26 protein-coding genes are annotated in these 24517 nt (G+C 70.3%); 18 read left to right on the top strand and 8 right to left on the bottom strand.

Annotation, left to right across the window (positions count from 1 at the left end; translation table 11 throughout):
* Nucleotides 1-2: 2 nt before the first annotated feature.
* Nucleotides 3-911, top strand: coding sequence for a heme o synthase (gene cyoE / locus KOD61_RS12230; RefSeq protein WP_215218931.1), 909 nt, complete (start codon nucleotides 3-5; stop codon nucleotides 909-911).
* Nucleotides 912-966: 55 nt separating this feature from the next.
* On the opposite strand, the gene KOD61_RS12225 is transcribed toward cyoE, so the two are convergent.
* The 5 genes from KOD61_RS12225 to rpsU all read right to left on the bottom strand — a co-directional run bounded on the left by KOD61_RS12225 (nucleotide 967) and on the right by rpsU (nucleotide 5389).
* On the bottom strand, nucleotides 967-1521 hold the full coding sequence (locus tag KOD61_RS12225; protein WP_215218930.1) for a hypothetical protein: 555 nt from the start codon (nucleotides 1519-1521) through the stop codon (nucleotides 967-969).
* 109 nt (nucleotides 1522-1630) lie between these two features.
* On the bottom strand, nucleotides 1631-3397 hold the full coding sequence (gene dnaG, locus KOD61_RS12220; protein WP_215218929.1) for a DNA primase: 1767 nt from the start codon (nucleotides 3395-3397) through the stop codon (nucleotides 1631-1633).
* Between the two features lie 62 nt (nucleotides 3398-3459).
* Complete coding sequence (locus tag KOD61_RS12215; protein ID WP_215218928.1) at nucleotides 3460-4449, bottom strand: YihY/virulence factor BrkB family protein; 990 nt, start codon at nucleotides 4447-4449, stop codon at nucleotides 3460-3462.
* 143 nt (nucleotides 4450-4592) lie between these two features.
* Nucleotides 4593-5036 (bottom strand): GatB/YqeY domain-containing protein, encoded by a 444-nt coding sequence (locus KOD61_RS12210; RefSeq protein ID WP_215218927.1) that lies wholly within the window; start codon nucleotides 5034-5036, stop codon nucleotides 4593-4595.
* 137 nt (nucleotides 5037-5173) lie between these two features.
* A complete protein-coding gene (gene rpsU, locus KOD61_RS12205) occupies nucleotides 5174-5389 on the bottom strand; it encodes a 30S ribosomal protein S21 (protein WP_036137208.1) in 216 nt (71 codons plus the stop codon).
* A 230-nt stretch (nucleotides 5390-5619) separates the two neighbouring features.
* Between rpsU and KOD61_RS12200 the strand changes: the two genes are divergently transcribed.
* The 4 genes from KOD61_RS12200 to hemC all read left to right on the top strand — a co-directional run bounded on the left by KOD61_RS12200 (nucleotide 5620) and on the right by hemC (nucleotide 9316).
* Nucleotides 5620-6651: a patatin-like phospholipase family protein gene (locus KOD61_RS12200; protein WP_215220405.1), complete on the top strand. Its 1032-nt coding sequence runs from the start codon at nucleotides 5620-5622 to the stop codon at nucleotides 6649-6651.
* 40 nt (nucleotides 6652-6691) lie between these two features.
* Nucleotides 6692-7384 (top strand): alpha/beta hydrolase, encoded by a 693-nt coding sequence (locus KOD61_RS12195; RefSeq protein ID WP_215218926.1) that lies wholly within the window; start codon nucleotides 6692-6694, stop codon nucleotides 7382-7384.
* Nucleotides 7385-7454: 70 nt separating this feature from the next.
* Nucleotides 7455-8177 (top strand): LytR/AlgR family response regulator transcription factor, encoded by a 723-nt coding sequence (locus KOD61_RS12190; protein WP_215218925.1) that lies wholly within the window; start codon nucleotides 7455-7457, stop codon nucleotides 8175-8177.
* A gap of 230 nt (nucleotides 8178-8407) precedes the next feature.
* Nucleotides 8408-9316 carry a hydroxymethylbilane synthase gene (gene hemC, locus KOD61_RS12185; protein ID WP_215218924.1) on the top strand — a complete coding sequence of 303 codons (909 nt, stop codon included), beginning with the start codon at nucleotides 8408-8410 and terminating at the stop codon, nucleotides 9314-9316.
* 1 nt (nucleotide 9317) lies between these two features.
* On the opposite strand, the gene KOD61_RS12180 is transcribed toward hemC, so the two are convergent.
* The 3 genes from KOD61_RS12180 to KOD61_RS12170 all read right to left on the bottom strand — a co-directional run bounded on the left by KOD61_RS12180 (nucleotide 9318) and on the right by KOD61_RS12170 (nucleotide 11390).
* A complete protein-coding gene (locus KOD61_RS12180; protein WP_215218923.1) occupies nucleotides 9318-9974 on the bottom strand; it encodes a DUF481 domain-containing protein in 657 nt (218 codons plus the stop codon).
* A gap of 142 nt (nucleotides 9975-10116) precedes the next feature.
* Nucleotides 10117-10686 (bottom strand): hypothetical protein, encoded by a 570-nt coding sequence (locus tag KOD61_RS12175; protein ID WP_215218922.1) that lies wholly within the window; start codon nucleotides 10684-10686, stop codon nucleotides 10117-10119.
* Between the two features lie 83 nt (nucleotides 10687-10769).
* Nucleotides 10770-11390: a hypothetical protein gene (locus KOD61_RS12170; RefSeq protein WP_215218921.1), complete on the bottom strand. Its 621-nt coding sequence runs from the start codon at nucleotides 11388-11390 to the stop codon at nucleotides 10770-10772.
* A gap of 138 nt (nucleotides 11391-11528) precedes the next feature.
* Here KOD61_RS12170 and KOD61_RS12165 point away from each other — a divergent pair, with 138 nt between their 5' ends.
* The 13 genes from KOD61_RS12165 to ubiE all read left to right on the top strand — a co-directional run bounded on the left by KOD61_RS12165 (nucleotide 11529) and on the right by ubiE (nucleotide 24479).
* Complete coding sequence (locus tag KOD61_RS12165; RefSeq protein ID WP_215218920.1) at nucleotides 11529-12506, top strand: helix-turn-helix transcriptional regulator; 978 nt, start codon at nucleotides 11529-11531, stop codon at nucleotides 12504-12506.
* A gap of 28 nt (nucleotides 12507-12534) precedes the next feature.
* On the top strand, nucleotides 12535-13464 hold the full coding sequence (locus KOD61_RS12160) for a patatin-like phospholipase family protein (RefSeq protein ID WP_215218919.1): 930 nt from the start codon (nucleotides 12535-12537) through the stop codon (nucleotides 13462-13464).
* A 62-nt stretch (nucleotides 13465-13526) separates the two neighbouring features.
* Entirely contained in the window at nucleotides 13527-13862 is a 336-nt protein-coding gene (locus KOD61_RS12155) for a hypothetical protein (protein WP_215218918.1), read from the top strand.
* Nucleotides 13863-13913: 51 nt separating this feature from the next.
* Nucleotides 13914-16025 carry a prolyl oligopeptidase family serine peptidase gene (locus KOD61_RS12150; protein WP_215218917.1) on the top strand — a complete coding sequence of 704 codons (2112 nt, stop codon included), beginning with the start codon at nucleotides 13914-13916 and terminating at the stop codon, nucleotides 16023-16025.
* A 176-nt stretch (nucleotides 16026-16201) separates the two neighbouring features.
* The gene (locus KOD61_RS12145) at nucleotides 16202-18340 is read left to right on the top strand and encodes a S9 family peptidase (protein WP_215218916.1); all 2139 of its coding nucleotides are present in this window, start codon (nucleotides 16202-16204) and stop codon (nucleotides 18338-18340) included.
* Nucleotides 18341-18359: 19 nt separating this feature from the next.
* Nucleotides 18360-18758 (top strand): YbaN family protein, encoded by a 399-nt coding sequence (locus KOD61_RS12140; protein WP_215218915.1) that lies wholly within the window; start codon nucleotides 18360-18362, stop codon nucleotides 18756-18758.
* A 37-nt stretch (nucleotides 18759-18795) separates the two neighbouring features.
* Complete coding sequence (gene lptM, locus KOD61_RS12135; protein WP_215218914.1) at nucleotides 18796-19059, top strand: LPS translocon maturation chaperone LptM; 264 nt, start codon at nucleotides 18796-18798, stop codon at nucleotides 19057-19059.
* Entirely contained in the window at nucleotides 19052-19897 is an 846-nt protein-coding gene (gene dapF, locus KOD61_RS12130) for a diaminopimelate epimerase (RefSeq protein ID WP_215218913.1), read from the top strand. Before lptM ends, dapF begins: the two co-directional genes overlap by 8 nt.
* Entirely contained in the window at nucleotides 19894-20583 is a 690-nt protein-coding gene (locus KOD61_RS12125) for a DUF484 family protein (RefSeq protein ID WP_215218912.1), read from the top strand. Before dapF ends, KOD61_RS12125 begins: the two co-directional genes overlap by 4 nt.
* Nucleotides 20567-21442, top strand: coding sequence for a tyrosine recombinase XerC (gene xerC, locus KOD61_RS12120; RefSeq protein ID WP_407074545.1), 876 nt, complete (start codon nucleotides 20567-20569; stop codon nucleotides 21440-21442). Before KOD61_RS12125 ends, xerC begins: the two co-directional genes overlap by 17 nt.
* A gap of 182 nt (nucleotides 21443-21624) precedes the next feature.
* Nucleotides 21625-22176: an ATP-dependent protease subunit HslV gene (hslV, locus tag KOD61_RS12115; RefSeq protein ID WP_215218910.1), complete on the top strand. Its 552-nt coding sequence runs from the start codon at nucleotides 21625-21627 to the stop codon at nucleotides 22174-22176.
* Between the two features lie 4 nt (nucleotides 22177-22180).
* Entirely contained in the window at nucleotides 22181-23584 is a 1404-nt protein-coding gene (gene hslU / locus KOD61_RS12110; RefSeq protein WP_215218909.1) for an ATP-dependent protease ATPase subunit HslU, read from the top strand.
* 124 nt (nucleotides 23585-23708) lie between these two features.
* Nucleotides 23709-24479 (top strand): bifunctional demethylmenaquinone methyltransferase/2-methoxy-6-polyprenyl-1,4-benzoquinol methylase UbiE, encoded by a 771-nt coding sequence (gene ubiE / locus KOD61_RS12105; protein WP_215218908.1) that lies wholly within the window; start codon nucleotides 23709-23711, stop codon nucleotides 24477-24479.
* The last annotated feature ends 38 nt before the right edge of the window (nucleotides 24480-24517 follow it).

Raw genomic sequence — 24517 nt, 5'->3', positions numbered from 1 at the left:
CAATGCGACCGACGCTGCGACAGTACTGGGACCTCACCAAACCCCGGGTGGTCGCGCTGATCGTATTCACCGCGGCGATCGGCATGTTCCTGGCCGTGCCGGGGCTGCCGCCGCTGAAGGAGTCCGTGCTCGGCTTCCTCGGCATCTGGCTGGCGGCCTCGTCCGCGGCGGCGATCAACCAGCTGCTGGACTCGCGCATCGACGCCAAGATGGCGCGGACCTCGTGGCGGCCGATCGTCGCCGGCCAGGTGAGCCCGCGCCAGGCGCTCGTGTTCGCGCTGCTGCTGGCGGCGGCCTCGATGGTGATCCTGCTGGTCTGGGTCAACGTGTTGACCGCGCTGCTGACCTTCGCCTCGCTGATCGGCTATGCGGTCATCTACACGGTGTTCCTCAAGCGGGCCACGCCGCAGAACATCGTCATCGGCGGCATCGCCGGCGCCGCGCCGCCCGCGCTGGGATGGGCCGCGATCACCGGCACGCTCGACCCGCACGCGCTGCTGCTGGTGCTGATCATCTTCGTCTGGACGCCGCCGCACTTCTGGGCGTTGGCGATCTTCCGCCGCGAGGACTACCGCAAGGCGATGGTGCCGATGCTGCCGGTCACCCACGGGGTCGAGTACACCCGCTGGCAGATCCTGTTCTACACCGTGCTGCTGGTGGTGGTGACGGTGTTGCCGTGGGCCACCGGCATGAGCGGACTGTTCTACCTCGGTGGCGCGCTGGTGCTGGGCGCGGTGTTCCTCTGGCACGCCTGGCGGCTGATGGACCCGCCCGACGAGCTGTACGCGATGGAGGTGTTCAAGTACTCGATCGTGTACTTGATGGCGCTCTTCGCGTTCCTGCTGGTCGACCACTGGCTGCTGCCGCTGATGGAGCCGGCGGCGGCGTTCGAGCTTCGGCCCGTCGGCTGACGACGCAAGCGGGCTGGTCGTCGCAGCTGACCGCCGCGGCCCGGCGGCGGCTCTGTTATTCGAACAGCGTCTGCACCACCGGGGCCGACTCGTTGGCCAGCAACGCCACCATCGTGGGATCGACCGGGTAGCCCTCGCCGTCGAACTGCAGGGCGACGGTGCCGGCCTGGGTCGTGCCACCGCCCACGCCGACCAGCAGGTCGTGCCAGCCATTATTGCGGTGCTTGCCCAGCGCGATCGGTGCGTGGGTGGTATCGGTGCGCCCGACCAGCGTGTAGCTACCGTCCGCCTCGCCGTGGAACACCAGCAGCGGGCAGCCGTCGGCATCGCACCACAGCGGGTCGTCCAGCAACATCAGGAGGTCGTCGGCGCCGTCTCCGTCGAGGTCGCTGCGGGCCTCGCGGTACTGCGGCGCCTCGTCGGTACCGACCGTTTCCATGTAGGCCACCAGCGCCTGTTCGGCTGCCACGCGCGGGTCGATCTTCTTGACGACGGGCGGCGGCGGAGCGGCCTGGACCTCGGCCAGCTCGGGACCGCGGCAGCCGACGACCAGCAGCAGCGCGGCGGCACCGGTAAGGAGGATGGGGGTAGTGATCGACGGGCGGCGCATGGGTGGTGTCTCCGGAGGAACGCCACCGACTGTAGGCGCCGCCGCGTCGTCGCCGGGTGTATGAAAACCGGGTGAAACGCTTGCGTGGCGGCCGTTCAGCCGCCGCCGGTCATGTCCGGCGGGCCCGTCCGACAGCGCCGAGCAACTCGCGCAGTTCAGCCTGTTCCCCGGCGGTGAGTGCGCCGCGACCACCCTCGTGGAGGATCGCCTGCAACTCTTCGATGCGCTGCTGCAGGGTCTGGCGATCGAGCTGTGCGATCGCGTCGAGCAGTTCGTCGCGCCACTTGCCTTCGTCGCCGGCCAGCGACTGCGAGGCCAGCTTCTGCAGCGCGCTGTATTCCTCGCGCCCGGCGAAGTGTTCGACCAGCGAGCCGGTGCCGATGTCCGGGCGCGCATAGATCAGGCCGAGCAGGTCGACCAGCAGTTCGATGCCGGGCTGGCGCAGCGTGGCGAAGCGGAACGGCGGCTCCAGCTCCAGCGCGAGCGCCGGACGCTGCAGCAGCAGTGCGATTGCGGCGCGGACCAGGCTGCGCCGAGGCGTCGGGGTGCCCCGCGACGGCGCCCGTGCGCGCTGCGCCGGTACGTGGGTTTCCGGGCTGCTCGCGCGTGCGCCGACGCCCGTCAGTTCCGTCAGCCGTTGGCGCATGAGGTCGGCGAAGGCGCCATCGGGGATCTGCGCGAGCAGCGGCTTGGCCCGCTCGGCCAGCCGGCCCTTGCCTTCCAGCGTGCCGAGATTGACCTCCGCGGCGAGCGAGTCGAACAGGAACCGCGACAGCGGCACCGCCTCGCGCAGGCGCGCGTCGAAACCGGCCGCGCCTTCCTTGCGGACGATCGTGTCGGGATCCTCGCCCTCGGGCAGGAACAGGAAGAATGCCTGCCGGCCGTCCTTCATCCGCGGCAGCACCGACTCGAGCGCCTTCCACGCCGCGCCGCGCCCGGCGCGGTCGCCATCGAAGCAGAAATAGACGTCGGGTGCGTTCCGGAACAGCAGTTCGGCGTGGTCCGGGGTCGTGGCGGTCCCCAGCGTCGCGACCGCGGTCTCGACCCCGTGCTGGAACAGCGCGACCACGTCCATGTAGCCCTCGACCACCACCAGCCGCTCGATCTTCTTGTTGGCCTGGCGGACCTGCCACAGGCCGTACAGTTCGCGCCCCTTGTGGAACAGCTCCGTCTCGGGCGAGTTGAGGTACTTCGGGCCGGGGTCCCGGCCGTCCTCCTCCGGCGCCAGTACGCGGCCGCCGAAGCCGATCGTGCGGCCGCGCCGGTCGTGGATCGGGAACATCACCCGATCGCGGAACTTGTCGTAGACGCGGCCGCTGTCGTTCTTCGAGAACAGGCCGCCGCGCTCGAGCAGCCGCATCCGGCGCTCATCGCTGCCGAGCGCGTCGCGCAGCGCGTTGAACCCACCGGGCGCGTAACCGATCCCGAAGCGCTCGCGGATACCCGCGTCGACCCCGCGGTCGTCGAGGTAGGCCCGCGCGCGCGGGGTGGCGGCCAGTTGCCGGCGGTAGAAGGTCGCCGCCGCCTCCATCGCCGAGTACAGGTCCTGGCTGTCGGGGTTGGCGTTGCGCTGGAAGGTGTCGCGCGGCACCTCCATCCCGTTCTGGCGCGCCAGTTCCTCGACCGCGTCCAGGAACTCCAGCCGGTCGTACTCCATCAGGAACTTGATCGCGGTGCCGTGCGCGCCACAGCCGAAGCAGTGGTAGAACTGCTTGCCCGGCGAGACCGTGAAGCTCGGCGAGCGCTCGTCGTGGAACGGGCAGCGCGCCGAGTACTCCTTGCCCTGCCGCTTGAGCGGCACGCGCGCGCCCACCAGCTCGACGATGTCGGTGCGGGCGAGCAGGTCGTCGATGAAGGCGTCGGGAATGCGGGCCATGGCTGCCCGGACCGGGCGCGGTAACGATGAAGCGGACCGCTAGGATGCCACCGCCGGGGCGGTCACGGGCGGCCGGTGGTTGCGTCGGTCGCGGCCGGGGGCGTGCGGTCGGCGCGTGCGCGCTGGCGCGCCAGCCGGCGGGAGACCCGCGCATGCTCGTCGAGCATCGCCGTAATCAGGGCACCCGCCAGGAACACCACCGCGCAGTAGTACAGCCACACCAGCATCACCACCAGGCCGCCGGCCGGCCCGTAGGCGTTGCCCAGGCTGGCCTGGCCGAGGTACAGGCCGATCGCCCAGCGGCCCACGATGAACAGTCCGGCAGTCAGCGCGCCGCCCGCCAAGGCGCGCGACGGACTGACCGGGCGATCCGGCAGCAGCCGGTACATGCCGGCGAACACCAGTGCGTAGAGCACCAGCGAAAACGCCTCCGCGAACACCGGCAACAGGTCCGGCAGCCATGCCATCACGACCGCGAGGGCGGCCTGTACCGCCATCGACACCACCAACAGGAAACCGACTGCAATGGCCATGCCGAACGACAGCAGGCGCTTGCGCAGCCACGCCAGCAGCCCGAGTGCGCGCGCATCGGAGCGGAATACCCGGTTGAGGGCGGCCTGCAACTGGCCGAACACGACCGACGCGCCGACCAGCAACGCGCCGGTGCCGAGCAGCGCGGCCAGCGAGCCGGTGCCGGGACGGCGCTCGGCGTTGGCGACGATCAGCCGCGCGGTTTCTTCGACCTGCGGTCCGACCAGCAGGCCGACCTGCCGGAAGAATTCCTCCTGCGCAGTGGGCAGCAGCGCGGTGGTCAACCACAGCAGCATCAGTACCAGCGGCGCCAGCGAGAGCAGGGTGTAGAACGACAGCGCGGCGGCCAGCGCCAGCAGGTCGTAGGCGAAGAAGCGATGGATGAACTTCGCCGGCCAGCTTTCCTCGATCCGCTCCTGCAGTTCGTCGAGGCGTTCGCCAAGATCCGGCTGGTCCGTCTCGGGCACGTCTTCGCCGGCACGGCGGGCAGGCGTTGCGGGATTCGGGGATCGGTCGGCCATGGAGTGTCGTTTGTGGAGGATGCCCCGCCAGTATCGGGGCGACGAGGTTAGCGTCGAGTGGGTCGACGGATAGCGGCGGCTGCCAGCCCCGGAAACGCGAAAGGCCGGGATGTCCCGGCCTCGTCGTGCGCCACCCGGGCGGTTCAGCCCAGGCGCTGCTTCACCAGCTTCGACACCAGGCCCATGTCGGCCTGGCCGGCCAGCCGCGGCTTGAGCACGCCCATCAGCTTGCCGATGTCGGCCTGGCTGCTGGCGCCGGTCTCGGCCTTGGCCGCGTCGATCGCGGCGATGATCTCGGCCTCGCCGAGCTTGGCCGGCAGGTAGCGCTCGATCACGGTGATCTCCTCGCGCTCGACCGCGGCCAGGTCCTCGCGGTTGGCAGCCTCGTACTGGGTGACCGAGTCGCGCCGCTGCTTGACCATCTTGTCGAGCACCGCCAGCACCTGCGCGTCGTCCAGCTCGATCCGCTCGTCGATCTCCCTCTGCTTGATCGCGGCGTTCATCAGCCGGATCACGCCGAGGCTGTGCTTGTCGCCGCCCTTCATGGCGGCCTTCATGTCGTCGGTGAGCTGCTGCTTGAGGGTCATGGCGGGGTCCTTGGGTGGGGCGCGCGCCGCCGGTTCCGGCGGAACGCAAAAAGCCGGCGGCGCTCACGGCGCGGCCGGCTTTGGCTTCCCTGTGAAGTCCCCGGCGCGGATGGCCGGGAGCTACGCAGGATGCGCGATCAGTACAGCCGCTGGCGCTTGGTCACGTCGCGCGAGGCGCGGCGGGACTGGCGCTTCACCGCGGCGGCGGCCTTGCGCTTGCGTTCCTGGGTCGGCTTTTCGTAGAACTCGCGCTTGCGGGTCTCGGCGAGGACGCCGGCCTTCTCGCAGGTGCGCTTGAAGCGACGCAGGGCAAACTCGAAAGGCTCGTTTTCGCGGACTTTGACGCTGGGCATAAGTATCTCGGTTCGGGTAAACAGCCCGGATGGGTCCAGGCGAGCCGCGTATTGTACCGGCGCAGGTTTCGACAGTGCAAGCCGGTCACGCACACCCGGCCCGCGTGCGGCTTCCACGCCTGTTCAGCGGGGCCTGGCGCGGATCGGACCCGACCCGCTCGCGCGTTCAACCGGCGTGGGGGCGGCCGCGCGTATGCTCCGCGACTTCAATGGCCCATGGTCGCAACATGCTGACTCTCCTACGCCGGCGGCTGGCGCCGCTGTTGCTGTTGCCGCTGGTGCTGATCGCAGGCTGTGGCGGCGAGACCGTCCGCCCTGATCCGCCCTCCGCGCCGACCGTCGTTGTGCCACCCCCCGAAATCCGCGTCGGCCTCGCGCTGGGTGGCGGCGCCGCCAAGGGCTTCGCACACATCGGCGTCATCAAGATGCTGGAGGCCAACGGCATCACGCCGCGCGTGGTCGCCGGCACCAGCGCCGGCAGCGTGGTCGGTGCGCTCTATGCCGGTGGCATGGGCCCGTTCGAGCTGCAGCGCGAGGCAGTGGCGCTGGACGAATCAAGCATCCGCGATGTCAGCCTGTTTGCCGGTGGCCTGGTCAAGGGCAAGGCCTTGCAGGACTACGTCAACGCGCAGGTGGGCGGGCGGGCGCTCGAGCGCATGGAAAAACCGTTCGCCGCGGTCGCCACGCGGCTCGAGACCGGCGAGCGGGTCGCGTTTGCACGCGGCAACACGGGCCAGGCGGTGCGCGCATCGAGCAGCGTGCCGGGCGTGTTCGAGCCGGTCGCGATCGGCCAGTGGCATTACGTCGACGGCGGCGTGGTGAGTCCGGTGCCGGTGGATGCCGCGCGCGACCTGGGCGCCGACCTGGTGATCGCGGTCGATATCTCCAGCAAGGCCACCGGGCAGAAGCCCACGCACCTGCTCGGCATCGTCAACCAGTCCATCAGCATCATGGGCCAGCAGCTGGGCCAGCAGGAGATGGCGCGCGCCGACGTGGTCATTCGCCCGCAGGTGACCGACATCGGCGCGGCCGATTTCGAGCAGCGCAACCGCGCCATCCTCGAAGGCGAGCGTGCGGCGCTGGCAGCGTTGCCGGCCATCCGCAAGGCGATCGCGACGTTGCAGGCCGAGCGCGTGGCCGCGGCCAGCCGGGCGGCCGCGGCGCGGGCGAAGGCACGGGCGCCCAAGTGTGTCGAACGCACCGCGTGGCTCGGGCTGGTCGACCGCGAGCCGGTCTGCACCCCGGCCGCGTCGCAACCCTGAGCGGTTTGGCGGCCGCGCGCGCAGCCGCCACAATGCGGCGATGAACGCACCGAACCTGCTGCAGACCGTCGAACACGAAACCGGCCCCGCGCCGCAATGGACCGTGCTGTGGCTGCATGGCCTGGGCGCGGACGGCAACGACTTCGCGCCGATCGTCCCGGAGCTGGTCCGACCGGGGTGGCCATCGTTGCGTTTCGTGTTCCCGCACGCGCCGGTGCGACCGGTGACGATCAACAACGGCGTGCCGATGCGCGCCTGGTACGACATCGTCGCGCTGGACCTGGCGAACCGGGCCGACGAGACCGGCGTGAACCAGTCGGTCGAGCAGGTCGAGGCGTTGATCGCGCGCGAGGCCGGGCGCGGCATCCCGCCCGGACGCATCGTGCTGGCGGGCTTCTCGCAGGGCGGTGCGGTCGCGCTGGCCACCGGGCTGCGCCGGCGTGAGCCGCTGGCGGGCCTGGTCGCATTGTCGACCTACCTGCCGCTGTCGCCGGCGTCTCTGGCGCAACTGCCGCAGTCGGTGGATGCGGCCGCCACCGGGCAGCCACTGTTCTTCGCCCATGGAACGCAGGACCCGGTGGTGCCGTTCCAGGCCGGCGAGCGCAGCGCCGCACTGCTGCGCCAGCTTGGCTTCACGGTGGACTGGCACGCCTATCCGATGGCCCATCAGGTCTGCGCGGAGCAGATCGGCGACCTGGGCGACTGGCTGTCCGCGCGTTTCACCGCCGGCTGACCGGCACCGGCCACGGCGCTAAGATCGGCATCGCGGCAGTGCCGCTGCCGCGCCGAGACGGGGACAGTCCATGAAGGTGGTCATCGCCGACGACGAACCACTGGCGCGCGAGCGCCTGCGCGGACTGTTGCGCGAGACCGCCGGCGTGGAGGTGGTGGCCGAGGCCGGCGACGGCCAGCAGGCGCTGCATGCCTGCGCCGAGCACGCACCGGACCTGGTGCTGCTGGACATCGCGATGCCCGGGATCGACGGCCTCGAGGCCGCGCGCCACCTGGCCGCGTTCGAGCCGCGCCCGGCGGTGGTGTTCTGCACCGCGTACGACGCCCACGCGCTGTCGGCGTTCGAAGCCGAGGCGATCGACTACCTGGTCAAGCCGGTGCGGGCCGAGCGACTTGCCGCGGCGATCGAGCGGGTGCGCACCTTCGCCGCCGGACGCGAGCGCTCCAGCCGCGATGCACCGATCCGCAGCCACCTGTGCGCGCGCCTTCGCGGCAGCCTGCGGCTGATCCCGCTGGAGGACGTGCACTACCTGCAGGCCGAAGAGAAGTACGTGGTCGTCCACCACGCGCGCGGGGAGGACCTGATCGAGGAATCGCTGAAGTCGCTGGAGGACGAATTCGGCGGCCGGTTCGTGCGGATCCATCGCAACTGCCTGGTCGCCCGGCACGAGATCGTCGAGCTCCGGCGCGCACCCGATGGCCACACCCAGGCCGTGCTGCGCCACGGCAAGCAGCCGCTGGAAGTCAGCCGTCGCTGCGTCGCCGCCCTGCGCGAGACCCTGAAACACCTGTAGCTGCGCGCGTTCAAGCCACCCGTTGCCGTAGGAGCGACGTAAGTCGCGACCTGCAGGTCATTTTCCGAACACCGCACTCCCGCCGGTGTCGAAGCACCCAAGCGGATCCCCGGTGTGGCATCAGCCCGGTCGCCGCCCCGGCCGGGTTCGGCGGGTCGCGACTTACGTCGCTCCTACGTGGGTTGGGGCTTGGTCGGGTTCGGCGGGCGGTGGCCTGCGATAATCGCCGGATGACCCGGATACTGCGCATCGCCACCCGCAAGAGCCCGCTCGCCCTGTGGCAGAGCGAACACGTCGCCGCCGCCCTGCGCGCGGCCCACCCCGACCTGCAGGTCGAACTGGTGCCGATGAGCACCCGCGGCGACGAGGTCCTGGACCGCTCGCTCGCCGCGATCGGAGGCAAGGGGCTGTTCCTCAAGGAGCTGGAACTGGCGATGCAGCGCGGCGACGCCGACTGCGCGGTGCACTCGCTCAAGGACGTGCCGATGGAACTGGAGCCGGGTTTCGCGCTGCCGGCGATCCTCGCCCGCGCCGATTACGCCGACGCCTTCATCAGCAACACCCACGACGGCATCCAGTCGCTGCCCGAGGGGGCGGTGGTCGGAACCTCCTCGCTGCGCCGCCAGGCCCAGTTGCGCGCGCTGCGCCCGGACCTGCGGTTGCGCGACCTGCGCGGCAACGTCAATACGCGGCTGGCCAAGCTCGACGCCGGCGACTACGACGCCATCGTGCTGGCGTGCGCCGGACTGCAGCGGCTCGGGTTCGAGGCGCGCATCCGTCGCAGGCTGGTCGCGCCGGACTGGTTGCCGGCGCCGGCACAGGGGGCGGTCGCGGTGGAGTGCCGCGACGACGACCCGGCGACGACGTCGCTGTTCGCCGCGCTCGACCACGCCGAAACCCGGCGCTGCGTCGAGGCCGAGCGCGCGATGAACCGCGCGCTGCATGGCAGCTGCCACGTGCCGGTCGCCGCGCTGGCGACGCTCGATGGCACCGGCCTGCGCCTGGACGGGCTGGTCGGTTCGGCCGCGGACGGGCGCCTGGTGCGCGCCGGGGCGCAGGGTGATGCGCCGGACGCGCTTGGCCGGCAGGTTGCCGCGCAGTTGCTCGAACAGGGCGCCGGGGACCTGCTGGGCCTCTGAGTCAGAAGCGCCGCCGCAGCCGCAACGAGGATTCCGCCGACTCGCTGCCGCTGGGGCCGAATTCGTCGTGCCGGATGAGCAGGTCGCTTTCCAGCGTCCACGACGGCCACAGCACCACGTCCAGCCCGAGCGACTGCTTCACGAACGTCATGCCGTGGCCGGTCTCGAACTGGATGCGCTGGTTCCAGTGCGCACGGTCGCCGAGTTCGTGGGCGATCTCCAGCGAGCCACGCAGCACCGGACCCGGCAGCGCGATCCCGTCATCGCGCAGCGTTGCCAGGCGGTAGCCCGCGCCCAGCTGGACACCAAGCCGGGTCGGGCCGTTATCGATGGCCTGGAGCCCGTAGCGCGCGCCGATGCGCCAGTCGTTGGCGTAGCTGGCAGCGCTGGTGCGCGGGCGGGCAGGGGCGTGCAGCCCGATCCACGGTTCGCTGCCCGGCAGCGCCGGCGCGCGCTGCCGGCCGCCATTGAACAGCCCACTGGCCGGCGCGAGTGCCTGGCGCCACTCGGCATCGCCGCAACGGGTCGACCAGCAGAACAGGCGCAGGCGCGCCGGGTCGCTGCCCAGGGCAACCAGCGCGGGGTCGCCGACATGCGCCGGCGGCGGCAGGGTGGTGAACGGACCGGCCAACAGCGCCAGTCCCAGCAGGGCGGACATATCGCAGGAAGCGGAGCGGGTGACGGCGGCAGTATGCCAAGACGGTGTCGGGGGCCCACCGACGTCGCGCACCCCTGGGGTGAACCGGCGGAATCGGCACATTGCCCGCGGTCCCGCCGAACACGCTGCCGGTCGTGCCGCCTTACTCGGGCGCGGTGATCGCGAGGTTCGGGTCGTTGAAGCGCGAGTAGCGGATCGTGGTGGTGACCGGTTTGCCCTCCGCCATGCCGTTGGCCTCGACCTGCAGCGGATAGCCCGCGGTTCCGATCCATATCGTCATCGCGGGTGCGGCCTCGCCGGGCCGGGTGATCGCGTACTTGCGCGCACTCGCGCCGTCGAGCACGTCTTCGCCCAGGTCGGTCGCCTGCATGCCGGCGCCCAAGCCGGACAGCCCGGTTCGCTGGCGCCAGCGCGCGAGCACTTCCGGTGGCACCTGCACGCGCTGCACGGCATCGCCATCCCGCATGTACATGGTGCCGTCCACCACCACCTGCACCCGGCCGTCGGGCAGGTTCATGCGGTAGCGGTCCGGCGCGATGAAGTCGGTCTCGCTCGCCGGCGAACCGGCGGTGCTGATCGACGCGTGGAAACTCTGCGCCTGGGCGAACCGCGCGATCGCCGCGTCGACGTCCTCGCGTGCGCCACCCCAGGCGATTGCCGGTAGCACCAGCACCAGCGCCATCCCCGCCCGTAGCCATTCTCTCTTCGCCATACCGCTCCCTCGCTGTCGCAATCGCGGCGCAGCCGCCGCCGATGCCTGACTCCAACGCGGGATGCCCGATGGACCAGCCACCCTCAGCGGCAGAAGCGCTGCTCGTACGCGAGTGCATCGCGCAGCGCGGTGGAATCGCCCTGCAGCGACAGATCGTCGATGTCGCGGCGGACCTCGGGGCACGGGTCCGTAGAGTAGTTCGCGCCACCGAACGCGCGACCGACCGCCGCCAGCGCACCGGCCAGCGACGGCGGCTCGCGCATCCGGAAACGCCCGCCGGGCGAGCCGGGCAGGTCGACCCGCCGGTTGGCGAGCGGGTCGGGCGCGCCGAGCGCGGGGCGCTGCGGCTGCAGCCACGGCGCGGTGTTCATCCCGATCGATTCGGGTGCGGTGGCGAGGGTGGCATCGGCGTCGTCCTCCACGCCAGTGACGACGTCGATGTCCGGTACCGCTGTCCGCGGAGGTCGCCGCGTCTCCACCGGACTCGCCAGCGTCAGCGCCATGTCCGTCGCCGGCGGCCGCACCGCGGGCACTGGCGGACGGATCCACCGCACTTCCACCGTCGGGCTGGCGTGGGATGGTGCATCGATTACGGGCGTGCGCAGCAGCCATGGCAGCAACGCCAGCAGCCCGGCATTCACCGCGACCGCCACCACGGCGGCCACGCGCCGCTCAGGCCCTTCATTGCGTTCCCTGTCGTGCATCCGGCCTCCTTGCGGCCGCGGAGTATCTGCCGGCGGGGGTTAAACAGCGGTTATCCGGGGCGTGCGCTGGCGGTGTCGCACCGGCCGGTGCGATCCTTGCCCGATCGTCGCTTCTTCGACGCCCCCCGGAACATCGCCATGGAACGCATCGAACGCATCCACGCCCTGCACCGCATCCTCACCGCGGCGCGCTACCCGGTGACGGTGCCGCGCCTGCAGGAGGAGCTGGAATGCTCGCGCGCGACGGTCTACCGCGACCTGGCCTATCTGCGCGACCAGCTGATGGCGCCGGTGATCGGCAATGGCGAGGCCGGCTTCCGCTACGACCCCGACGACCCGAGCCGATTCGAACTGCCCGGCCTGTGGCTCAGCTCCGACGAGCTGCACTCGCTGCTGGCGGCCCAGCAACTGATGATGCGCAGCGGTGGCGGGGTGCTGTCGAACGCGCTGGCCCCGCTGCAGCAGCGCATCGAGAAGCTGCTGGACGACCATGCCGGCGGCCGCCGGGTGCCGGTCGAGCGCGTGCGGGTGGTTCCGCACCGCACCCGCAAGCTCGACGAAACCGCGTTCCGCCACGTCGCCACGGCCGTGCTCGACCGCCGGCAACTGGCGTTCGAATACCGCGCGCGCTCCACCGACCAGCTCACCCGCCGCACGGTGTCGCCGCAACGCCTGACCCATTACCGCGACAACTGGTACCTGGATGCGTGGGACCACGAACGCGAGGCGCTGCGCAGCTTCGCGGTGGACCGGATCGGCAACGCGCGCCAGCTCGAAGAAGCCGCCCGCGACCTGCCCGACGAGGAACTCAACCAGCACCTGGCGTCCAGCTACGGGATCTTCTCGGGCACGCCAAAGGGCTGGGCGACGATCGTGTTCAGCGCCAAGGCCGCGCGCTGGGTCGCCGATGAGCACTGGCACTCGCAGCAGCAGGGCCGGTTCCTGCCCGACGGCCGCTACGAACTGAAGGTGCCCTACAGCTCGGGCCGCGAGTTGCTGATGGACGTGCTGCATTACGGCAGCGACGCGGAGATCGTCGAACCGCCGTCGCTGCGCGAGCAGGCCCGCACGCTGCTGTCGCTGGCGATCGCCAACTACGAGCGCGACCCGAAGTGACCGCGGCTTGCACGGGAAGGCGCCGTTGATGGCGCCGGCCGACGCCCCCCGGATCATGCGCGGCGAGCCGGTCGCACTCGTGCTCGGCGCCGGTGGCGCACGCGGGCTGGCCCAGATCGGCGTGATCGACGCGCTGGTCGCCCGCGGGATCGACATCGTCGCGGTGGCCGGGTCGTCCAGTGGCGCGCTGGTCGGCGGGCTGTTCGCGGCGGGCCAGCTGCACGTATTCCGCGACTGGCTGCTGTCGATGAGCCGCACCGACATGCTGCGGCTGCTCGACCCGGTGTTCGGGCGGCCGGCGCTGTTCGAGGGCACGCGGCTGATGGCCGCGCTGCGCGAGCGCACCGGCGACGTGCGGATCGAGGACCTGCCGGTCGACTTCACCGCGGTCGCGGTCGACCTGATGCGCCAGCGCGAGGTGTGGCTGCGGCAAGGCGACCTGTGGGATGCGGTGCGTGGCTCGATCGCGATACCCGGCATCTTCACCCCGCACCGGGTCAACGGCCGCGAGCTGGTCGACGGCGGCCTGCTGGCGCCGCTGCCGATCGCCGCGAGCCGGCTGTCGGACGCCCACCGGCTGGTCGCGGTCGACATGAACAGCTGGCCGAACCAGCCGCCCGGCACGCCGGCGCATCCGGAGGCACCGGAACCGCGGATCGGCGACGAATCACCCGCCCACTCGCGCCTGCTCGACTGGATCGAGCGGCGGCTGCGCCGCGGCGAGGCGGACGGCGACCAGGTCGACACGGCGCGCTACGGCTTCACCGAGCTGATGTCGCGCTCGCTCGACACCATGCAGGCGCAGATCGCCCGCGTGCAGCTTGCGCTCGATCCCCCCGAGCTGGTGATCCGCATACCACGCGATGCCTGCCAGTTCTACGAGTTCTGGCGGGCCCGGGAGCTGATCGCGATCGGCCGCCACGAGGCCGACAAGGCGCTGGACGAGGCCGGCTACTGACGGTCGCAACCGGTGAGATGGCCGGGCGCAATCCTGCGATCCCACCCTTGCAGGTCGCCGCCATGAGCCTTGTCCACGCCGCCAGCCCCTCCGTCGCCGAACACGTCCTGCGCTACGCGCTCGCCGTCGGCGCAACGCTCGTGCTGTTGATCCCGGAGGCTCGCGCCAGCCATGCGCTGCTCGGATGGCTGCCGCTGTGGCTGCTGGCGATGCCGTTGGCGGGCTGGATTGCGGTCCGCGTACTGGGCGCGCGCGGTGCGGTCGAAGCGGCCGGTGTCCGCGCTGCGGCGCCGGCCACGGCACGCATGCAGGCCTTGCCGGCGACCCGGCGCAAGGGGCCGCAGGCCCGTCGCCGCCCGCGTCGCAACGACCTGGGCGGGCTGGGCCGGGCCGCCTGAGTTCGCCGCGGCCGTGTGCTAGCTTCGGCGCTTTCCCTACCCGGAGCGCCCATGTCCACGCTGTCGCAGGCCTGCCAGGCCGCCCTGATCACCGGCCTTGCCATGGCCACGGGTGCCGCCCACGCCCAGGAGGCCACCGTGACCGACCCCTACATCTGGCTCGAGGACGTTGAAGGCGAGAAGGCCCTCGATTGGGTCAAGGCGCGCAACGCCGTCACCGAGGCCGAGCTCGCCGACACGGCGGAGTTCCGCCAGCTCGAGTCGCAGATCCGCGCGATCCTCGATTCCGACGCCAAGATCCCCTACGTCTCCAAGATCGGCGACCACTACTACAACTTCTGGAAGGACGCGCAGCACGAGCGCGGCCTCTGGCGCCGCACCACGCTCGAGTCGTACCGCACCGACGCCCCCGAGTGGGAGACGGTGATCGACCTCGACGCGCTCAACAAGGCCGAGGGCGAGAACTGGGTCTGGCACGGTGCCGACTGCCTGCCGCCGGAATACCAGCGGTGCCTGGTCGCGCTGTCGCGCGGCGGTGCCGATGCCGACGTGACCCGTGAGTTCGACCTGGCGGCCAAGGACTGGGTCGACGGTGGCTTCGTCCGCGACGAGGCCAAGGGCGGGCTGGGCTGGATCGACCGCGACAACGTCTACGTCTACACCGACTTCGGCGACGGCACGATGACCGAGTCCGGCTACCCGCGCATCGTCAAGCGCTGGACCCGCGGCACGCCGATGGCCGAGGCCGAGGTGGTGTACGAGGGCAAGCCGGACGACATGTACATCGCGGCGATGCACGACCACACGCCGGGCTACGAGCGCGACTTCGTCAGCCGCACGCTGGCGTTCTACAACGACGAGCTGTACCTCGTCGGCGAAGGCGGCGCGCTGAGCCGGATCGATGCGCCCAACTCGGCCAACAAGTCGGTGCACAAGGACTGGCTGGTACTGGAACTGCGCGAGCCGTACGAAGCCGGTGGCAGGACCTTCCCGGCCGGCAGCCTGGTCGCCGCCAACTTCGACGCCTTCATGGCGGGCGGCCGCGACTTCACCGTGCTGTTCGAGCCGACCGACACCACCTCGCTGGCCGGCGTCACCGCCACCGCCAACCACCTCGTGCTCAACGTGCTGGAGGACGTCAAGAACGACCTGCGGGTGCTGACCCCGCCGGCCGACGGAAGCGGCGACTGGGCGCGCAGCGATTTTGCCGGCCAGCCCGAGGGCAGCGTTTCGGTGAGCGCGGTCGACCCCGACCACAGTGATGCCGTGTGGGTGCATGCCGACGGCTATCTCAGCCCGGCCACGCTAGCCATCGCCGAGGTCGGCCAGGCGCCGCAGGTGCTCAAGACCATGCCGGTGTTCTTCGACGCCAGCACCCACGAGGTCGACCAGTTCTTCGCCACCAGCAAGGACGGCACCCGCGTGCCGTACTTCATCGTCAAGCCGAAGGGCCTCGCGCTCGACGGCAGCACCCCGACCCTGCTGTACGGCTACGGCGGCTTCGAGATCTCGATGACGCCGGGCTACTCGGGCAGCGTCGGCAAGGGCTGGCTGGAGAAGGGTGGCGTCTACGCGGTCGCCAACATCCGCGGCGGCGGCGAGTACGGCCCGCGCTGGCACCAGGCCGCGCTGAAGCAGAACCGCCACAAGGCCTACGAGGACTTCGCCGCGGTGGCGAAGGACCTGGTGGCGCGCAGGATCACCTCGGCTGACAAGCTCGGCATCCAGGGCGGCAGCAACGGTGGCCTGCTGATGGGCAACATGCTGACCCAGTACCCGGAGCTGTTCGGTGCGATCGTCGTGCAGGTGCCGCTGCTGGACATGCAGCGTTACCACAAGCTGCTGGCCGGCGCGTCGTGGATGGCCGAGTACGGCAACCCGGACAAGCCGGAGGAGTGGGTCTTCATCCAGACTTTCTCCCCGTACCACCTGTACACGCCGGGCAAGGACTACCCGCCGACGCTGTTCATGACCTCCACCCGCGACGACCGCGTCCACCCCGGCCACGCCCGCAAGATGATGGCGAAGATGCTCGAGGGCGGCGAGGACGTGCGCTACTACGAGAACATCGAGGGCGGCCACGGCGGTTCGGCCAACAACAAGCAGGCCGCGCACATGAGCGCACTGGCCTTCACCTTCCTGTGGAACCAGTTGAACGATTGAAGCAAACGACGGGCCGGCACATCGCCGGCCCGTTCCAGTTCCGCTGTAGGAGCGACGTGAGTCGCGACCTGTACATCGCTCCAACCCTAGGCGGGTCGCGACTCACGTCGCTCCTACGACGAGGCAATTCGCGGCACCACCCACCTGTTGCGCTTTCTATCCCCGGACCCCATCCCATGAAGCCCACCCTGCTGCTGGCCGCACTGATGACCCTTTCGACCCCGACCCTTGCCCAGGACCTGCCCGAACCGCCCGACGTCGAGAAGCGTCCGCACGTGGTCAAGGCGCCGCACGGGGCCGAGCGCCAGGACGAGTACTACTGGTTGCGCGACGACGACCGCAAGGACCCGGCGATGCTGGCCTACCTCAACGCCGAGAACGCCTACGCCGACGCGTACATGGCGCGCCTGAAGCCGCTCGAGGACCGCCTGTACGAGGAGATCGTCGGGCGCATCAAGCAGGACGACAGCTCGGTGCCGTACCGCGAACGCGGCTGGTGGTACTACAGCCGCTTCGAGACCGGCCAGGACTACCCGGTCTACGCCCGCCGCCTGGGGTCGATGGACGCCGCCGAGCAGGTGCTGCTGGACGTCAACACGATGGCCGCGGGCAAGGACTACTTCAACGTCGGCGACTGGGAAGTCAGCCAGGACAACCGCCTGCTGGCGTGGGCCGAGGACGACGTCGGCCGCCGCCAGTACGTCATCCGCGTCAAGGAGATCGAGACGGGCGAAGTGCTCGACGACGTGATCCGCGGCGTATCGGCCAACATCGTCTGGGCCGATGACAACCGCACCATCTTCTACGTCGAGAACGACCCGGAGACCCTCCTCACCGTACGGGTGAAGAAGCACGTGCTCGGCACGCCGGCCAGCGCCGACGAGCTGGTCTACGAGGAGCACGACGACAGCTTCTACATGGGCATCGGCCGCACCCGCGATGACCGTTACATCTGCATCGGCGTGGAAAGCACGGTCTCGAGCGAGTCGCGCTGCGCGCCGGCCGCCGACCCGCGCGAGTTCACCGTGCTGGCCCCGCGCGAGCGCGATGTCGAGTACGACGCCGACCACCACAACGGCCGCTGGGTGATCCGCACCAACGCCGATGGTGCGGAGAACTTCAAGCTGATGACCGCGCCGAGCGATGCCACCTCGCGGGCGCAGTGGCAGGAATGGATCGCGCACGACGAGGACGTGTTCATCGATGGCTACGAGCTGTTCGACGGATTCACCGCGGTGGCCGAACGCTCCGGCGGCCTGGAGCGCCTGCGCCTGCTTCGCGGTGAGGTCGGCCAGCCCGACGCCAGCGCCGAGTACGTCAAGGCCGATGAACCGGCCTACTCGATGGGCCTGTCGGTCAATTCCGAACCCGACACCGACTGGTTGCGCTACAGCTATACCTCGCTGACAACCCCGGCGACCACCTACGAGCTCAACACGAAGACCGGCGAGCGCCGCCAGCTCAAGCAGCAGCCGGTGATCGGCTACGACCCGTCGAAGTACACCACCGAGCGGCTGTGGGCGACCGCGCGCGACGGCACCCGCGTGCCGGTCACGCTGGTCTACCGCAACGGCTTCGAGAAGGACGGCAGCGCGGCGATGCTGCAGTACGCCTACGGCAGCTACGGCAGCTCCACCGATCCCAACTTCAATCTCTCAGTGGTAAGCCTGCTCGACCGCGGCATGGTCTACGCGCTCGCGCACATCCGCGGCGGCCAGGAGATGGGGCGCAAGTGGTACGACGCCGGCAAGCTGCTCAACAAGAACAACACCTTCACCGACTTCATCGACGTCACCAGGTACCTGGTCGAGCAGGGCTACGCCGCCCCGGACCGCGTGGCCGCTTACGGCGGCAGTGCCGGCGGCCTGCTGATGGGCGCCATCGCCAACATGTCGCCGCAGACCTACGACGTGATCCTGTCGCAGGTGCCGTTCGTCGACGTGGTCACCACCATGCTCGACGCCAGCATCCCGCTGACCACCAACGAGTACGACGAGTGGGGCAATCCCGAAACCAGCGTCGAGTCCTACGAGTACATGCTCGGCTACTCGCCGTACGACAACCTGTCCCGGCAGGCGTACCCGGCGACCTTCGTCGGCACCGGCCTGTGGGATTCGCAGGTCCAGTACTGGGAGCCGGCCAAGTACGTCGCCCGCCTGCGCGACCTGAATACCGGCAGCGAGCCGGTGCTGTTCCGCACCAACATGGACGCCGGCCACGGCGGCAAGTCCGGGCGGTTCCGGCGTTACCGCGAGCAGGCCGAGATGTACGCGTTCATGCTCGACCGGCTGGACGTGGCCGAGCCCGCGCGCTGAGCACTCCTACAATGGCGGGATGACCGATCCCGCCGCCACGCCGCCACCGTCCCGCCTGCGCTGGGCCTGGTGGCTGCTGGCGTGGGCCAGCCTCGGGCTCGGCCTGCTGGGGGTTGCGCTGCCGGGGCTGCCGACGGTGCCGTTCATCCTGCTGTCGGCCTACGCCGCCGCGCGTGGCTCGAAGCGGCTGCATGGCTGGCTGCTGGCGCACCGGCAGTTCGGCCCGATGATCCGGGACTGGCAGCGCCACGGCGCGGTGTCGCGCCGGGCCAAGCGCTTCGCGGTGGCGGCGATGGCGGTGTGCTCGGCGGTGCTGCTGGTTGCGGCGCCGCACGCGTGGATGGCGGCGGTCGGCATCGGCGTGATGGCGGTGGTCGGGGCGTGGCTGTGGACGCGGCCGGGACCGCCGGCCGGATGAGCTTCGCAGTGCGCGGTGCCGCGGATACACTGCGGCGATGAACGCACGACACGCCCTGCTACTGATCGCGCTGCCGCTGGCCCTGGCCGGCTGCGGAAACAAGGGACCGCTGGTGATGCCAGGACCCGCCGAGGAGGAAGCGCCGGTGACCCCGGCCGATACCGTCCCGGTTGAGACCGACGTCCCGGACACGATGCCGGCCGAGGAGCCCGCCGTCGATCCCGCACTCGATCCCATTCCGATCGACCCGGCCACCGTGCCCGCCGCCGATGGCGGGGACGACGCCGACGGCAATGGTTGAACCCGCCGCGGGCCTGCGATTCAGCAAGATGCACGGGGCGGGCAACGATTTCGTCGTGCTCGACCTGCGGTCCGATGCCACCCCCCCGTCGGCGGTGCTGTGCCGCGCCATGGCGGACCGCCATACCGGCGTGGGTTGCGACCAGATCCTCACCATCGAGGCGCCGCGCGCGGCGGGCTCGGTGGCCAGCTACCGGATCTGGAACGCGGACGGCTCCTCGTCGCAGCAGTGCGGCAACGGTGCGCGCTGCGTCGCGGCCTGGCTGGTGCGTGACGGTGCCGCCGCCGGCAACCGGTTCACCATCGACAGCCCGGCCGGCAGCCACGCGGTGGAGCGCCTGCCCGACGGCTACCGGGTCGAGATGGGCGTGCCGGCGTTCGAGCCGGCGCGCGTCCCGCTGCAGGGTTTCGACGGGCCACGCGATCCCTACGTGCTCGCCACCGGCGGCTCGATCGTCGGGTTCGGCGCGGTGTCGATGGGTAATCCGCATGCGGTGGTTGAGGTGGACGACGTCGCCACCGCCGCGGTCGAGTCGATGGCGCGGCTGCTGCAGGGCCACGTGGCGTTCCCGGAATCGGTCAACGTCGGCTTTGCCCGGGTCGAGTCGCGCGACCGCATCCGCCTGCGCGTACACGAGCGCGGCGTCGGCGAGACGCTCGCCTGCGGCAGCGGTGCATGCGCGGCGGCGGTGGTGATGATGCGTCGCGGCAAGGTCGACCGCGAGGTCGAGGTCGCACTGCCGGGCGGCACGCTGCGGATCGGCTGGGCCGACGATGCGGCCATGGTCACGATGACCGGGCCGGCGGAATTCGTGTTCGAAGGAGAATGGATCGCATGACTGCCACCACCGAGAAGCTCGGCGCGCACGAAGTCGCTGCCTGGCTGCGTCGCCACCCGTCGTTCCTGCAGCAGTTCCCCGACCTGGCACTGACGTTGGTGGTGCCGCGCGAGGAGGGCAAGGCGTCGTCGCTGGCGAGCTACCAGCTGGAAGTCCTGCGCGACAAGAACCGCGAGCTCAACCGGCGCCTGCACGAGCTGTTCGGCAACGCGCAGGAGAACGAGCGGCTGGCGGTGCGCACGCACCAGTTGTCGCTCGCGCTCATGCGCCAGGACAGCGCCGCCGGCACCGTGCAGGCGATGGCCGCGAGCCTGGCGGAGGACTTCAACGGCGACCGGGTGCGTCTGGTGTTGTTCCACCCGGTCGACGGCCTGGAGGACGCCGAATGGCTGCAGGTGATCGACGCGGATGACACGCGGCTGGCGCCTTTCCGCGACTGTCTGTCCGATGGCGAACCGCTGTGCGGGCGGCTGCAGCCCGACAAGCACGCGTTCCTCTACGGCGAGCAGGCCGGGCAGGTGCAGTCGACGGCGCTGCTGCCGTTGCCGGGCGTGGGCCTGGTGGCGGTAGGCAGCAGTGAGCCGAACCGGTTTTTCCCGGGCATGGGAACGCTGTTCCTGCGGATGATGGGCGAGTCGCTGGCGACGGGGCTCGCGCGGTTTGAAGGCCGTGACCACGCCGGTTGAGGATTTCCTCGCGCACCTCGCCGTCGAACGGCGGGTCTCGGCGCACACGCTCGATGCGTATCGGCGCGACCTGGCCGCACTGTCGCAGTGGGCCGACAGCCACGGGGACGACGTGTCGTCGTTGCAGTCCGAACAGCTCCGTGGCTTCGTCGCCGCCGAACACCGGCGCGGGCTCTCGCCCAAGAGCCTGCAGCGGCGGTTGTCGGCCTGCCGCAGCTTCTATGCCTGGCTGCTGAAGCAGGGCCGTATCGCGGCCAGCCCGGCGGCCGGCATCCGCGGACCAAAGGCCCCGCGCAAGCTGCCGCAGGTGCTCGACCCCGACGAGGCCGCGGCGCTGGTCGAGGTGCCGACCGACGTCCCGCTCGGCCTGCGCGACCGCGCACTGCTGGAGTTGTTCTATTCGTCCGGGCTGCGCCTGTCGGAGCTGTGCGGCCTGCGCTGGCGCGACCTCGCGCTCGACGACGGGCTGGTGACGGTGTTCGGCAAGGGCGCCAGGCAGCGCAGCGTACCGATCGGTTCGCACGCGCGCCGGGCGCTGGCCGAATGGCGGGCATCGAACGGGGCGACGGCGGACGCGCCGGTATTCCCCGGCCGCAACGGGCCGATCACCCCGCGCGCGGTGCAGTACCGGTTGCGCCAGCTGGCCCAGCGGCAGGGCCTGTTCAAGCGCGTGCATCCGCACCTGCTGCGGCACAGCTTCGCCAGCCACATCCTCGAGTCGTCGGGCGACCTGCGCGGGGTGCAGGAGCTGCTCGGCCACGCGGACATCGCGACCACCCAGATTTACACGCACCTGGATTACCAGCACCTGGCGAAGGTCTACGACGCGGCGCATCCAAGGGCGAAGCGGAAGAGCTGACGGTCCGATCCGAGCTGCCGTAGGAGTGGCTTGAGCCACGATCCGGCAGTCGTCCGCCCCGCGCCGGTTCCACGATCGCGGCTGAAGCCGCTCCTGCAACGGCACTCCGCACACGGCGGATGCCCCACTTGCGAGCCGCATCGGCCATCCCCATCCATGGGGTTCGACCACCGGAGGCCCGCATGGACCCCATCCACAACCCCCACGTCTTCCACGCCACCACGATCGTCTCGGTGCGGCGCGACGGCCGCGTCGCGGTCGCCGGCGACGGCCAGGTGACCCTCGGCAACACGGTGATGAAGGCCAACGCGCGCAAGATCCGCCGGCTCGGCAAGGACGGGCAGGTGATCGCCGGGTTTGCCGGCGCCGCGGCCGATGCTTTCACCCTGTTCGAGCTGTTCGAGGCCAAGCTGTCCAAGCACGGCCAGCTGACCCGCGCTGCGGTCGAGATGGCCAAGGACTGGCGCACCGAACGCCGGCTCGGGAAGCTCGAGGCGTTGCTTGCCGTGGCCGACCGCGAGACCTCGCTGGTCATCAGCGGCACCGGCGACGTGATCGAGCCCGACGACGGCATCATCGCGATCGGCTCCGGCGGCATGTATGCGCTGTCGGCCGCGCGCGCGCTGATGGCGCACACGCAACTGGACGCGAAGACCATGGCAACCGAGGCGATCCGAATCGCCGGCGAGGTCTGCATCTACACCAACGGCAACGTCGTCGTCGAAGAGCTCTGATCCCATGGCCAAAACACCCGACACCTCCAACGCCACCATGACCCCGCGCGAGATCGTGCAGGCGCTCGACACCCACATCGTCGGCCAGCAGGACGCCAAGCGCGCGGTTGCGATCGCGCTGCGCAACCGCTGGCGCCGTGCCCAGCTCGATGACGAGCTGCGCAACGAGGTCATGCCCAAGAACATCCTGATGATCGGCCCCACCGGCGTCGGCAAGACCGAGATCGCGCGCCGGCTGGCGACGCTGGCCAACGCGCCGTTCGTCAAGGTCGAGGCGACCCGCTTTACCGAGGTCGGCTACGTCGGCAAGGACGTCGAGCAGATCATCCGTGACCTCGCCGACACCGCGGTCAAGCTGTACCGCGAGCAGGCCAAGCAGAAGGTCCGCACCCAGGCCGAGGAGCGCGCCGAAGACCGCATCCTCGATGCGCTGCTGCCGGGCCGTGAGCATGCGCCGACCGGCTTCGGCTTCGGCGCCGCCGGGCAGGCCACCACCACCGTCGACATCGGCGCCGAGCCGTCCGCGCGCGAATCCGAGACCCGTCTCAAGCTGCGCCGCCAGCTGCGCGCCGGCGAGCTCGACGAGCGCGAGATCGAGATCGAGACCGCGGTCAACGTCGGCGTCGACATCATGGCCCCGCCGGGCATGGAGGAGATGGGCCAGCAACTGCGGCAGATGTTCTCGCAGGTGGCCGGCGGCAAGACCCATAAGCGCACGATGACGATCAAGGCCGCGCGCCCGCAGCTGATCGAGGAAGAGGCCGGCAAGCTGGTCAACGAGGACGACGTGCGCGAAGCCGCGATCGAGGCCTGCGAGCAGCACGGCATCGTCTTCATCGACGAGATCGACAAGGTCGCCAAGCGCGGCGAGAACGTCGGCGGTGGCGATGTCAGTCGCGAAGGCGTGCAGCGCGACCTGCTGCCGCTGGTGGAAGGCTCGACCGTGTCGACCAAGTACGGGTCGATCAAGACCGACCACATCCTCTTCATTGCGTCGGGCGCGTTCCACCTCGCCAAGCCGAGCGACCTGATCCCAGAGCTGCAGGGCCGCTTCCCGATCCGGGTGGAACTGGGCGCGCTGAGCAAGGACGACTTCGTCCGCATCCTCACCGAGCCGAAGGCCGCACTCACGACCCAGTACGTGGAGCTGCTGCGCACCGAAGGCGTCGGGCTGCGCTTCACCGATGATGCGGTCGAGCGTATTGCCGAGATCGCCGCCACCGTCAACGAGCGCCAGGAAAACATCGGCGCGCGCCGCTTGCACACCGTGCTCGAGCGACTGCTCGACGCGCTGAGCTACGCCGCGCCGGACCGCGGCGGCGAGTCGGTCACGATCGACCGCGCCTATGTCGACGAGCACTTGGGCGAGCTCGTGGAGGACCCGGATCTGAGCCGGTACATCCTCTGACCGGTCGGCGAAATTCCCGTAGGAGCGGCTTCAGCCGCGACCGGGGAGCGGTTCACGTGGCAGGCCTGCCCACGCCGATCCCGACCCTTCGGGAATACCCGCGATCCGGTGCGATAATCGCCACATGAGCGACCAGACCCCGCGCAACGACCAGCCCGCCACCACCCACTTCGGCTTCCGCGACGTCCCCACCGGGGACAAGCAGAAGCTGGTCGGGCAGGTATTCTCCTCGGTCGCGGGCAGCTACGACCTGATGAACGACCTGATGTCGCTGGGCATCCACCGGGTCTGGAAGCGCTACTTCGTCGCCACCGCCCAGGTGCGCCGCGGCGACCGGGTGCTCGACCTGGCCGGCGGCACCGGCGACATCGCGCTGCTGCTCAAGGATCGCGTCGGCGATACCGGCTCGATCGTGCTGGGTGACATCAATGGCGACATGCTGCGGGTCGGGCGCGACCGCATGGTGGACCGCGGCAAGGTCGCGGGCTTCGAGTACGTACAGATGAACGCCGAGGCGCTGCCGTTCCCGGATGCCAGCTTCGACCTGGTCACGATCGCGTTCGGCCTGCGCAACGTCACCGACAAGGACGCCGCGTTGCGCGAGATGCACCGCGTGCTCAAGGTCGGCGGGCAGGCGCGGGTGCTGGAGTTCTCCGACGTGACGCAGGACTGGTTCAAGCCGATCTACGACTTCCATTCGTTCAAGGTGCTGCCGCGGCTGGGGAAGCTGTTCGCGGGTGACGCCGACAGCTACCAGTACCTCGCCGAGAGCATCCGCAAGCACCCGCCGCAGGACGAGCTGAAGGCGATGATGGGCGCGGCCGGGTTCGCGCGCGCCGGCTACCGCAACCTGTCGGGCGGCATCGTCGCTATCCACACCGGCTACAAGGCCTGACGACACCGCCAGACGCGGCACTTCGCCGGCCCGTCGCG

The sequence above is a fragment of the Lysobacter luteus genome (genome assembly GCF_907164845.1).
Lineage (GTDB): Bacteria > Pseudomonadota > Gammaproteobacteria > Xanthomonadales > Xanthomonadaceae > Novilysobacter > Novilysobacter luteus.
This window is presented reverse-complemented; position numbering and strand designations above follow the sequence as displayed.